12 protein-coding genes are annotated in these 10,849 nt (G+C 64.3%); 7 read left to right on the forward strand and 5 right to left on the reverse strand.

Annotated elements, in window-relative coordinates:
• Nucleotides 1-29 precede the first annotated feature (29 nt).
• Both ABD906_RS14265 and hisG read left to right on the forward strand, forming a co-directional pair.
• On the forward strand, nt 30-1,148 hold the full coding sequence (locus tag ABD906_RS14265) for an ATP phosphoribosyltransferase regulatory subunit (protein ID WP_345100125.1): 1,119 nt from the start codon (nt 30-32) through the stop codon (nt 1,146-1,148).
• A complete protein-coding gene (gene hisG, locus ABD906_RS14270; protein ID WP_345100127.1) occupies nt 1,148-1,840 on the forward strand; it encodes an ATP phosphoribosyltransferase in 693 nt (230 codons plus the stop codon). The genes ABD906_RS14265 and hisG overlap by 1 nt, the downstream gene beginning before the upstream one ends.
• A 209-nt stretch (nt 1,841-2,049) precedes the next feature.
• On the opposite strand, the gene ABD906_RS14275 is transcribed toward hisG, so the two are convergent.
• The gene (locus tag ABD906_RS14275) at nt 2,050-3,285 is read right to left on the reverse strand and encodes a DNA recombination protein RmuC (protein ID WP_345100164.1); all 1,236 of its coding nucleotides are present in this window, start codon (nt 3,283-3,285) and stop codon (nt 2,050-2,052) included.
• Between the two features lie 115 nt (nt 3,286-3,400).
• Between ABD906_RS14275 and def the strand changes: the two genes are divergently transcribed.
• From def to truA, 3 genes are all read left to right on the forward strand, one after another.
• Complete coding sequence (gene def / locus ABD906_RS14280) at nt 3,401-3,928, forward strand: peptide deformylase (protein ID WP_345100130.1); 528 nt, start codon at nt 3,401-3,403, stop codon at nt 3,926-3,928.
• A gap of 233 nt (nt 3,929-4,161) precedes the next feature.
• Nucleotides 4,162-5,100: a methionyl-tRNA formyltransferase gene (gene fmt, locus ABD906_RS14285; RefSeq protein ID WP_345100132.1), complete on the forward strand. Its 939-nt coding sequence runs from the start codon at nt 4,162-4,164 to the stop codon at nt 5,098-5,100.
• A 29-nt stretch (nt 5,101-5,129) separates the two neighbouring features.
• Nucleotides 5,130-5,873, forward strand: a complete 744-nt coding sequence (truA, locus tag ABD906_RS14290) for a tRNA pseudouridine(38-40) synthase TruA (RefSeq protein ID WP_345100134.1) — start codon at nt 5,130-5,132, stop codon at nt 5,871-5,873.
• Between the two features lie 91 nt (nt 5,874-5,964).
• Here the strand turns inward: truA and ABD906_RS14295 are convergent, their stop codons facing one another.
• The 4 genes from ABD906_RS14295 to dapD all read right to left on the reverse strand — a co-directional run bounded on the left by ABD906_RS14295 (nt 5,965) and on the right by dapD (nt 9,322).
• A complete protein-coding gene (locus ABD906_RS14295; protein ID WP_345100136.1) occupies nt 5,965-6,567 on the reverse strand; it encodes a transporter in 603 nt (200 codons plus the stop codon).
• Complete coding sequence (dapE, locus tag ABD906_RS14300; protein WP_345100137.1) at nt 6,564-7,751, reverse strand: succinyl-diaminopimelate desuccinylase; 1,188 nt, start codon at nt 7,749-7,751, stop codon at nt 6,564-6,566. Before dapE ends, ABD906_RS14295 begins: the two co-directional genes overlap by 4 nt.
• A 57-nt stretch (nt 7,752-7,808) precedes the next feature.
• Complete coding sequence (locus ABD906_RS14305; protein ID WP_345100139.1) at nt 7,809-8,180, reverse strand: DUF805 domain-containing protein; 372 nt, start codon at nt 8,178-8,180, stop codon at nt 7,809-7,811.
• 287 nt (nt 8,181-8,467) lie between these two features.
• Nucleotides 8,468-9,322 carry a 2,3,4,5-tetrahydropyridine-2,6-dicarboxylate N-succinyltransferase gene (dapD, locus tag ABD906_RS14310; RefSeq protein WP_345100141.1) on the reverse strand — a complete coding sequence of 285 codons (855 nt, stop codon included), beginning with the start codon at nt 9,320-9,322 and terminating at the stop codon, nt 8,468-8,470.
• A gap of 166 nt (nt 9,323-9,488) precedes the next feature.
• Between dapD and ABD906_RS14315 the strand changes: the two genes are divergently transcribed.
• The gene (locus ABD906_RS14315; RefSeq protein WP_345100143.1) at nt 9,489-10,334 is read left to right on the forward strand and encodes an LOG family protein; all 846 of its coding nucleotides are present in this window, start codon (nt 9,489-9,491) and stop codon (nt 10,332-10,334) included.
• Between the two features lie 133 nt (nt 10,335-10,467).
• A complete protein-coding gene (locus tag ABD906_RS16135) occupies nt 10,468-10,749 on the forward strand; it encodes an autoinducer binding domain-containing protein (RefSeq protein ID WP_378187724.1) in 282 nt (93 codons plus the stop codon).
• Nucleotides 10,750-10,849 lie beyond the last annotated feature (100 nt).

The raw sequence follows: 10,849 nt of genomic DNA on the forward strand, positions 1-10,849 counted from the left end.
CGCTCGCTAACGCGAAAGGCTCGAGCCCGATGACCTCCCGCTACCCATCCTTTGCCGCGGATATCCTCGCCCTGTTCGCCGAGCGGGACGTCGTGCTGACGCATGTCGACATCCTTCAGCCCGCCGACCCGTTCCTCGACATGGCGGGAGAGGACCTGCGCCGCCGCATCTATATGACCGAGAGCGAGACGGGTGAATCCCTCTGCCTGCGGCCGGATTTCACCATTCCCGTCTGCCTGGACCACATTGCCTCGCGCGCATCGACACCGCGCCGCTACGGCTACCTCGGAGAGGTCTTCCGCCAGCGCCGCGAAGGCCGCGCGGAGTTCTTCCAGGCCGGCATCGAGGATCTCGGCTCGCCCGACCGCGCCGAAGCGGATGCGCGCTCCCTCTGCGACGCAACGGCGCTGATCGCCCGGTTGCTCCCTTCTGTTCCCCTCACCATCACGGTCGGCGACAAGGCGATGTTCGAGGCGGTGCTTTCCGCCCTTGGTCTGCCGGGCGGACTGCAGAAGCGCCTGCTGCGCGCCTTCGGCACGCCCGACCGCCTGTCGGCGGCCATCGAGGAGTTCCGAACCGCGCGCGTCTCCCAGCCCCTGCCCGCCGAGATCGCAGGTCTCGTGCTGACAGGCGACGAGAGAGCGCTCGCCGCCTACATCGAGACCGCGATGGTCGACATGGGCTTTTCGCCCGGCGCCGGCCGCCATCCGAGGGAGATTGCCCGCCGCCTCATCGAGAAGCGGCATCTGGATAGCGTGACCCTTTCAGAACAGGCACTCCAGGCGCTCCGCGATTTCCTCGCGATCCGCGTGCCGCTGTCGGACGCCGTGGCCACGCTGGCGGACTTCGCGGTCAGGGCAGGTATCGCCATTGACGAGGCGCTGGCGAATTTCGAGAAGCGCAACGCGGCCATCGCCGCCGCCGGCGTTTCCGTCGCCGACGTCCGCTACAATTCCGGCTTCGGCCGTCCGCTCGACTACTACACCGGTCTCGTCTTCGAGATCACCACCGACCGTCTCGCCCTTCCGCTTGCCGGCGGCGGGCGCTACGACCGGCTGCTCACGCTGCTCGGAGCGCAGGAGCCGATTCCGGGCGTCGGCTTCTCGGTTTGGCTCGACCGCGTGGATACCCTCAGGGAGGCCCGCTGATGAGCGTCACCCTCGCACTTCCGTCCAAGGGCCGCCTGAAGGACGAGGCGATCGCCCGCCTGGAGAAGGCCGGTTACCGCGTCACGCCGCCGAAGGACGACCGCAGCTACAGCACTTCCGTCGACGGCCATCCGGCCATCGACGTGAAGTTCATTTCCGCCTCGGAAATCGCCCGCGAGCTGGAAGCCGGCAACGTCGATCTGGGCGTTACAGGAGAGGATCTGATCCGCGAGACGATCCCCGAGTGGGAGCGTAAGGTCGCCATTCGCGCCCGCTTGGGCTTTGGCCGCGCCGATGTGATCGTCGCCGTGCCCGACGTCTGGTTCGATGTCTCCACCATGGCTGATCTTGACGATGTGGCGGCCGACTTCCGGCACCGCCATGGCCGCCGCCTGCGCATCGCCACCAAGTACTGGCGCCTGACGCAGCAGTTCTTCTCGCAGAAGCACGGCATCCAGGTCTATCGCATCGTCGAAAGCCTCGGTGCCACGGAAGGGGCGCCCGCGGCTGGCTCCGCCGACATCATTGTCGATATTACCTCGACCGGTTCGACGCTGCGCGCAAACCACCTGAAGGTGCTCGAAGACGGCGTGATCCTGCGCTCGCAGGCCTGCCTCGTGGAATCCCTCAAGGACCGCTCTGCCGGAGATGTTGCCGTCATCGCTGCCATGGTGGACGCGCTGAACCGCTGACACCTCTGGCCCTCCCTCCGCCCCCCTCATGGTGAGCTCGTCAAACCGGGAGCTGTCGGAGGGCGGCAAGCACAAAGGCTTTCTGCGGCGGGTCCACAAAGACTTGGAGCGACAGTGTCGGTTCTTGCCACCTTCATGGTTCGGCTGGCCCACCATGATGGTTCGACGGGCTCAGCATTAAGGTGTACGGCACGCCATGACGGCCTTGCCTACTCATCCACCACGCGCAATTGCAGGCGGCCCTGACCGGGCGACACGGGTCCGGCCTTCTCTCCCCCGCCCGCACCGGACTTTCGAACCGCTCCGCCGGTTTCCGCCTCACCCAGTTCCAGCGCCTCGATGCGGCTGCCGCGCTTGGTGATCTTGTCGGCGGAGGTAAGGATCATTTCCACATCCTTCTGAGCCGAGAAGAAGTGACCCTGCAGCTTGCGCACGCGCTCGTCGAGCCGGGTCACGTCCTCCATCAGCTTCACCACCTCGGCCTGGATGAGATGCGCCTGCTCTCGCATCCGCGCATCGCGGAGCACCGACTGGATCACCTGCACCGAGAGCATGAGCAGCGAGGGCGATACGATCACCACCCTCGCCCGATGCGCCCGCTGCACCAGCGCCTCGAAATTCTCGTGAATCTCCGCGAAGATGGACTCCGACGGCACGAACATGAAGGCGAGCTCTTGTGTCTCGCCGTTGATGAGATACTTCTCGGAGATCGCCCGGATATGCACTTCGATGTCGCGCCGGAAGGCGGTTTCCGCCGCCTTGCGCGCCTCGGCGCTGCCCTCGCTCCCGGCAGCCTTCATGGCGTTCCACGCCTCCAGCGGAAACTTGGCATCGACCACCAGCGACGGTGCGCCGTTCGGCATACGGATCAAGCAGTCGGGCCGCGCGCCATTCGAGAGCGTCGCTTGGAACTCGTAGGCCCCTGACGGCAGCGCGTCGGCGATGATCGCCTCCATCCGTGCCTGCCCGAACGCCCCGCGCGTCTGCTTGTTGGAGAGGATCTGCTGCAGCTGGACCACCTGTCCGGCGAGCGCCTGGATGTTGTTCTGCGCCGTGTCGATGACGGCGAGCCGCTCCTGCAGCTTGGCGAGGTTCTCGTGCGTCGCCTTGGTCTGCTCGTGGATCGAGGTGCCGAGCCTGTGCGTCATCCCGTCGAGCCGTTCGGTGAGTGCCCTGGTCAATTCCGCCTGCCGGGAGCCGAGGATTTCCGCCATCGTGCCGAGTCGCCCGTGCAGTTCGGCTTGCGTGCGGGCGAGCTCCCGCAGCCGCTCCTCCGCTTCCGCCGCCGCGACCGCCCTCGCCCGCGAGGCCCGCGCAACCATGATCGCCATCAGAACCATTAGGAACAGGATGACACCGCCCGCCGTAGCCATTACATGACCCACGGTGAAGGTGGCCGCGCCGAGGCGGAACACGGGACTGGCGAAAAGCGACGCTGAATCCATCATCGCGTTACCGTAGACGATTCCGCCCCGCCCGAGAAGATCAAAACGAGAACAAAACGTACCCGTGCCATCCGACCGCATTGACGCCCGACACGGGAGCAATTACGTCACGCCAATGGCTACTCGACCGCTTGTAATTCTTCCCGATCCGTTGCTCCGCCAGGTCTCAAAGCCCGTGGAGCGTATTGACGACGAACTGCGCAAGTTCGCCGCCGACATGTTCGACACCATGTACGACGCGCCCGGCATCGGCCTCGCGGCCGTGCAGGTGGGCGAGCCGATCCGCATGCTCGTGCTCGACGTTGCCGGCAAGGACGAACCGAAGAACCCGCAGGTTTTCATCAACCCTGAAATCCTCGCGAAGAGCGAGGACATGAACGTCCACGAGGAAGGCTGTCTGTCCATTCCCGATTACTATGCGGAAGTGGAGCGTCCGGCCCGCATCAGCGTGAAGGCGCTGGATCTCGACGGCAAGGAAAAGATCGTCGAGGCCGACGGCATCCTCGCCACTTGCCTGCAGCACGAGATCGACCATCTGAACGGCGTCCTGTTCATCGACCACCTGTCGAAGCTGAAGCGCGACATGGTGATCCGCAAGTTCAGGAAGCTGGCGAAGGAACGCAAGTCGCCCGTGGTGGGCTGAGCGGTCCCTGGAAAGGTGGAAGCCGGTTCCCGCCCGGCCCCGTGACACGGGGACAGGGCACGGATCCGGCGGAGACGAGAGCCGGTTTGCCTTTCCATCCGCGACAACGGAGGATTGAGCCTCCCGTTTTCCGCCCGGCGAAAACAGGCTTGGCCGGCGGTCAGCAATGGATGTGGCGGGATGTCGGCCAGGCAGGTCACCCGCGAGAAGCGCAACGCGCATAGGATGTGAGAATGCCCCTCAACCTGATTTTCATGGGAACGCCGGAATTCTCGGTCGCCACGCTGAAGGCGCTGCACGAGGCGGGGCACAAAATCGTGGCCGTCTATACGCAGCCGCCGCGCCCGGCCGGACGCCGGGGCCTGGAACTCACAAAGTCGCCGGTGCATCAGGTCGCAGAAGAGCTCGGCATACCCGTCTTCACGCCCGTTTCCCTGAAGAGCGAAGAGGAACAGCGGCGCTTCCGTGACCTCAACGCGGATGCCGCCGTCGTCGTGGCCTACGGTCTGCTCCTGCCAAAGCCTATCCTGGAGGGCACACGTCTCGGCGCCTACAACGGCCATGCCTCGCTGCTGCCCCGCTGGCGCGGGGCCGCGCCCATCCAGCGCGCCATCATGGCCGGCGACGCCGAGACCGGCATGATGATCATGAAGATGGATGAGGGGCTGGACACCGGCCCGGTGGCGCTCACCCGCGTCGTGAAGATCAATCCCGACATGACGGCGGGCGAGCTGCACGACGCCCTGAAGGAAACCGGCGCTGCCCTCATGGTCGAGGCCATGGCAGCCCTCGCCTCCGGTGACCTCAGGCTGACGCCCCAGGCCGGGGAAGGCGCCACCTACGCCCGCAAGATCTCCAAGGAGGAGACCCGCATCGACTGGACGCGCCCTGGCCGCGACGTCCACAACCACATCCGTGGTCTTTCGCCCATGCCGGGCGCCTGGTGCGAGATGGAACTCGGCGGCAGGCTGGAGCGGGTGAAAGTGCTGCGCTCCACACGCGTGGATGACATGGGCGGCGAACCCGGTGAGGTCCTGGACGACTTCCTCACGGTCGCCTGCGGCACCGGCGCCGTGCGCCTCCTCGAGCTGCAACGCGCGGGCGGAAAGGTCGTGACCGCCGCCGACTTCCTGCGCGGCGCGCCGGTGAAGAAGGGGCAAAGGATCAGGTGACCGCCAGCACTCCGGAGCGCAGCTGAGCCATGCCCCGCTACCGCATCGACATCGAATACGACGGCACCAACTACGCCGGCTGGCAACGCCAGGCCGGCCAGCCTTCGGTCCAGGAAGCGATCGAGCGCGCCATCCTTGCGCTGAGCGGCGAGACGGTGACACTGAAAGGCGCAGGCCGCACCGATGCCGGCGTCCACGCCCTCGGTCAGGTCGGCCATTTCGATCTCGCGCGCAACTTTCCCGAACGCAACATCCGCGACGGCCTCAACGCCCATCTGCTGGCCGCTGGGGAATCCGTCTCAATCCTCTCGGCCGCCGTGGTGGACGAAACCTTCGACGCCCGCTTCTCGGCCAGGGCCCGCCACTATCTCTACCGCATCGGCAATCGCCGCTCGCCCTTCGCGCTCGACCGCAACCGCGTGTGGCACGTCTGGAAGCCGCTCGACGTCGAGGCCATGCAGGAGGCGGCGCACCGGCTGATCGGCCTGCACGACTTCACCACCTTCCGCTCCAGCCAGTGCCAGGCGAAGAGCCCGGTGAAAACGCTGGACCGTCTGGACGTTACCCGTGTCGGCGACGAGGTGCAGATCCGCGCCTCCGCGCGCTCCTTCCTGCACAATCAGGTGCGATCGCTCGTCGGCACCCTCAAGAAGGTCGGCGAAGGTAGCTGGACGCCGGACGATGTCCAGGCGGCGCTCGAAGCGCGCGACCGCTCCCGCTGCGGCCCCATGGCCCCGGCCCACGGCCTCTATCTCGTTGGCGTGGACTACTAGATCGGCCCTTGGGAAGCGGGGCCGGTTTCCTCGAAACCCAAACGGCTTGAGCCCGATTTTCCGTGAGCGTCCGAAAGCTTCCGGGCCCTTCCTACAGGCTTCCCACGTTGATACCGAGCAACGACTGCAGGATGAGCAGTGTGGCGATGGAAGCCACCAGCATTCCGAAGAACACGCCGGTTCCCATCGCAGCCCCCTTGGCGAGCGCGACCACCGTCACCCGCCAGGACAGGAACAGGGTGAGGAAGAACAGCACCAGTGACAGGAACATTGCGATTTCCGCCAGCGCCGGGAAGAAGATCTGCAGCAGCGTCGGCGGCAGCATCATCCAGGTGAGCAGCGCCGAGGCCCAGTTGCTCGCCACCACGTAGTGGATGAGCCGGTCCGCGATCCGCGCCTGCTTCGCCACCGCGAGCAGGCCCACCAGCGGCAGGATCCACGACCCGATGCTGGACAGCGCCAGCCGCAGCACGATCTCGAGCCGCGACATGGGCAGCAGCATCAGCGCCTCCGCCTCGTTGGCAAAGGCCAGCCAGTTGATGAGCAGGGCGGGCAGCGACACGGGAACGGCATAGAAAGAGTTCCAGAACCCGTCGACGGAAATGTCGAGGTACCGCAGGCCGTCCGCCCGGCCCGTCATCAGGCGCCAGACACCATGGAAATACTGCTGGATGTCGGCGCCCCAGTTCGTCATCCGAACCAGTCCTCCAGGAACCGCAGATAGATCCGGGTGAGCTCCTCGAGGTCGGCCACTGCCACCCGCTCGTCCACCATGTGCATGGTCTGGCCGACCAGGCCGAACTCGACCACCGGGCAATAGTCCTTGATGAAGCGCGCGTCGGACGTGCCCCCCGTGGTGGACAGTTCCGGCGTCCGGCCCGTCACCGCCTCAATGGAGGCACTCAGCGTGTTGATGAGTTTCTCGTCATGGGTCAGGAACACCGGGCTGACATTGCCGACCCACTTCAGCTCGAACTGGACCGGCTCTTCCCTTCCGCTGCGGAACCGCTTGTCCTCCGCCGCAGCCCTGAGCCGCAGCTCGATCTCGGCCTTGAGCCTCTCGGCGTTCCACAGATCGTTGAAGCGGATGTTGAAGGCGAAGCTGGCCTTCGCCGGGATCACGTTCGTCGCCGGATTGCCGACGTCGATCGAGGTGATCTCGAGGTTCGTCGCCGGAAACTGCTCCGTCCCGCTGTCGAGCGCGGGATTGAGGAGCGCTTCGGCCAGGCTCAGGAGCCCCCGCACCGGATTGTCGGCGAGATGCGGATAGGCCACGTGCCCCTGCCGCCCGCTGACCGTCACGCGGCCCGAGAGGGAACCGCGCCGGCCAATCTTGATCATGTCGCCCAGCGCCTGCGGGCAGGTCGGCTCCCCGACGATGGAGGCGTCCCACGTCTCGCCCCTCTCCGCCGCCCACTGGAGAAGCTTGACCGTGCCGTTGACGGCCGGGCCTTCCTCGTCTCCGGTGATCAGCAGGGAGATGGAGCCCTTCGGCGCCCCGTGCTTCTCGACGTAGCGCGCGACCGCCGCCACAAAGCAGGCGATGCCGCCCTTCATGTCCACCGCGCCGCGCCCGTAGAGAATGCCATTGTCGATCACGCCGCCGAATGGCGGGTGGCTCCAGGCGGCCTCGTCCCCCGCCGGCACCACGTCCGTATGGCCGGCGAACATCAGGTGCGGCCCTTCGCTGCCGAACCGCGCGTAAAGGTTTTCGACGGATGCTTCGCCCGGCTCGTCAAACACGGGACGGTCGACGCTCATGCCGAGCGGCTTCACCATTGCCTCGAGCGCAGCGAGCGCCCCGCCTTCAGCCGGGGTCACCGACGGGCAGCGGATGAGCGTGACCAGATTCTCGACGGGATCAACGGGAAGTTTCATTTCCTTGCCAATAATTCAAACCCGCGGAGAAGTCACGGGGCGGTTGATGGGATGGTTTCAGTCCTGCGGCGCATTCGTGTAGCGACCGTAGCGGTTTGCCCCGGGATCCCCCGGATACAGACACAGAATGAGGAAGGCTAGGATCGACAGGACCGGGATGAACAGCGTCACGGCGAAGTAGCCCTCCCTGTTGAAGTCGTGGAAGCGCTTCACTGACAACGCCACGTGCGGCCAGAGGGAGCCCAGGAAGACGAGCGCGAAGATCATGTTCCACATCTCGTATTCCGCGCTGCCCAGCGGCGCGATCATCGACTTGTACAGCGGAATCACCGCGATGACGCTGAGAAGCATCGTCGCGAGGAAATAGACCCACCGGCTGATCCGGCCGGAGATGCTGAAGAAAAGCCATGTGAAATTGCTTGTGCCCACGACCTTGCCCCTGTGCACTGCTTTCCAGTCGGAGACCGGCACACATTTGCTTCAAGATACCATGACCGGCGTTCCTGCAGGACGCGCGGCTGCTGAAGCCCTCCCGCCCCACGGGCGAAAGGTCTTCCGAAATCTGTCCGCTTCGCGCCGCGACGGAGACCCTCTTTCACGCGCTGGCCAGTCTGACCTGTTGAGGCCGGTTCCGGACAAGGCGGAACCGGGTTTCCGTCCGGAACCGCAAAACAAACGCCTGGTGCAGTTCAGGGTCTCTGCGAACCTGGACCGCCCTAGTCGCGCAGCAGCTCGTTGATCGCGGTCTTTGCGCGGGTCTTCTCGTCCACGCGCTTCACGATCACGGCGCAATAGAGGTTGGGCCCGGGCTGACCGTCCGGAAGCGGCTTGCCCGGCATGGTTCCCGGCACGACCACCGAGTATTCCGGCACCTCGCCCTGGAACACCTCGCCCGTCGTGCGGTCGATGATCTTCGTCGACTGACCGAGGAACACGCCCATGCTGAGCACCGCTCCGCGGCGAACGATGACGCCCTCGGCCACCTCGGAGCGGGCGCCGATGAAGCAGTCGTCCTCGATGATCGTCGGCGAAGCCTGCATGGGCTCCAGCACGCCGCCGATGCCCACGCCGCCGGACAGATGCACGTTGCGACCGATCTGCGCGCAGGATCCAACCGTGGCCCAGGTATCCACCATCGTGCCCTCGCCCACATAGGCCCCGAGGTTGACGAAGGACGGCATCAGCACCACGCCCGGCGCGATGAAGGCGGAGCGGCGCACGACCGCGCCCGGGACGGCGCGAATGCCGGCGCGCTCGAACTCCGAGGCACTCCAACGGTCAAACTTGGACGGAACCTTGTCCCACCAGACGGCCTCGCCCGGGCCGCCCTTGATCACTTCCATCGGATTGAGCCGGAACGACAGCAGCACCGCCTTCTTCAGCCACTGGTTCACCCGCCACTGCCCGTCCGGCTGGCGCTCGGCAACGCGCGCGCGCCCGCTGTCCAGAAGGTTGAGCGCCTCCTCGACCGCGTCGCGAATCTCGCCGCGCGTATCCGCGGTCACTTTGTCACGTTCATCAAAGGCCTGCTCGATAATCTTTTCGAGAGTGGCGAAATCCGATGTATTCATTAGCGAACCATCTCCGTTATAGGAGCTGTTGAAAGGGTGCCGTGATTTGATGTCATTGCCGGCTGGATGCCGGGCAAGCGGACCCTAAGCGAACGGCCGAACCGGGTCAATCATTGCAATGCTCTGGCGGAAGAGTGTTAACCGGGACAAGTGAGGACGCTGACGAATGAAGCCTGAAGATACCAACAACTGGACCCCACTGCCCCACTCGGATGAAGTGCGCAGGCTGGCGCGCAACGTTCCCGAGACCGCGCAGACCAGGTCGCCGACCTATCGCCTGGCCTGGGATGACAATGATTTCCTCACCCGGCGCGAGTTGCGTCCTGTCCGCCTTCAGCTCGAGCTTCTGAAGCCGGAGATGGCGCTGGCGGAAAAGGGCATCCGCTCGACCGTCATCATGTTCGGCGGCGCGCGCATTCCCGAACCCGGCGGCGAGGCCTGGGCTGCCAAGAACGAAATCCAGAAGAAGAATCTCGAGGCCAACAGCCGCTACTACGAGGAGGCCCGCAAGTTCGCGCGTCTCTGCTCCGAGTACTCGGCAAAGTCCTACTATCGTGAATTTGTTATCGTTACCGGCGGCGGACCCGGCGTGATGGAAGCGGGCAACCGGGGCGCGGCCGACTGCGGCGCCCCCAGCATCGGCCTGAACATCATCCTGCCGCACGAGCAGGTGCCGAACCGCTACGTGACCCCGGAACTATGTTTCAACTTCCACTACTTCGCCATTCGCAAGATGCACTTCGTGATGCGGGCCAAAGCCGTCGCGGTCTTCCCCGGCGGTTTCGGCACGATGGACGAACTGTTTGAAACGCTTACGCTCATCCAGACCGGCAGGATGGAGCGCGTGCCCGTCATTCTCTTCGGCCACGAGTTCTGGAACAACGCCATCAACATCGCCTACCTGGCGGAGCAGGGAACCATCTCCCCCACCGACATCGACCTCCTGACCTTTGTCGACACGGCAGAAGATGCCTGGAAGGCTATTCAGGAGTTTTACAAGATTACGATATAGAATTTATTATGTTAATTCGAAATATTCAAATTATTCAAAGTGTAATACTTTGATATTGAATTAGAGGTCACTATTGATTTAGGTATTATTTTAGCATAATTTTATCGACGGATGGGAGGGAAGGATCTTCACGATGAATCCGTCGGATACACTTTGGGGAGGCGGGCCCGTGACGACACTTTTTCATGTGGCCCTGCGCAACCCATCTGTTCAGGAATGCTTGGAAATTGTGTCCCGGTCCAACTGGTTCGACTATCTCACGCTTAGTATTGTGAACCCTTCGAGAGACCCGGCAAGCCTTCCGAGTACATGGAGTACCTGCCCTGGTGGATGGATAACCCGGTATCTGCGCCGTTCCTACGCCCTGGACGACCCAGTGATGCAAATCGGCCTGAATTCCTGCGAGCCATTCTGACCTGTCCCGGCTTTTTCGATCCAAGGTAACTTGAGACAATGGCCTCTCAGAGAGTGAGAGGCATATGAAGAAGACGCGATACAGCGACGAGCAGATAGTC

This window comes from Chelativorans composti (assembly GCF_039541695.1).
GTDB lineage: Bacteria > Pseudomonadota > Alphaproteobacteria > Rhizobiales > Rhizobiaceae > Chelativorans > Chelativorans composti.

Bases quoted from the DNA above. Each gene is read 5' to 3' on its own strand.
- ABD906_RS14265 (WP_345100125.1), top strand. From the start codon at position 30: ATGACCTCCCGCTACCCATCCTTTGCCGCGGATATCCTCGCCCTGTTC.
- hisG (WP_345100127.1), top strand. From the start codon at position 1,148: ATGAGCGTCACCCTCGCACTTCCGTCCAAGGGCCGCCTGAAGGACGAG.
- ABD906_RS14275 (WP_345100164.1), bottom strand. From the start codon at position 3,285: ATGGATTCAGCGTCGCTTTTCGCCAGTCCCGTGTTCCGCCTCGGCGCG.
- def (WP_345100130.1), top strand. From the start codon at position 3,401: ATGGCTACTCGACCGCTTGTAATTCTTCCCGATCCGTTGCTCCGCCAG.
- fmt (WP_345100132.1), top strand. From the start codon at position 4,162: ATGCCCCTCAACCTGATTTTCATGGGAACGCCGGAATTCTCGGTCGCC.
- truA (WP_345100134.1), top strand. From the start codon at position 5,130: ATGCCCCGCTACCGCATCGACATCGAATACGACGGCACCAACTACGCC.
- ABD906_RS14295 (WP_345100136.1), bottom strand. From the start codon at position 6,567: ATGACGAACTGGGGCGCCGACATCCAGCAGTATTTCCATGGTGTCTGG.
- dapE (WP_345100137.1), bottom strand. From the start codon at position 7,751: ATGAAACTTCCCGTTGATCCCGTCGAGAATCTGGTCACGCTCATCCGC.
- dapD (WP_345100141.1), bottom strand. From the start codon at position 9,322: ATGAATACATCGGATTTCGCCACTCTCGAAAAGATTATCGAGCAGGCC.
- ABD906_RS14315 (WP_345100143.1), top strand. From the start codon at position 9,489: ATGAAGCCTGAAGATACCAACAACTGGACCCCACTGCCCCACTCGGAT.
- ABD906_RS16135 (WP_378187724.1), top strand. From the start codon at position 10,468: ATGAATCCGTCGGATACACTTTGGGGAGGCGGGCCCGTGACGACACTT.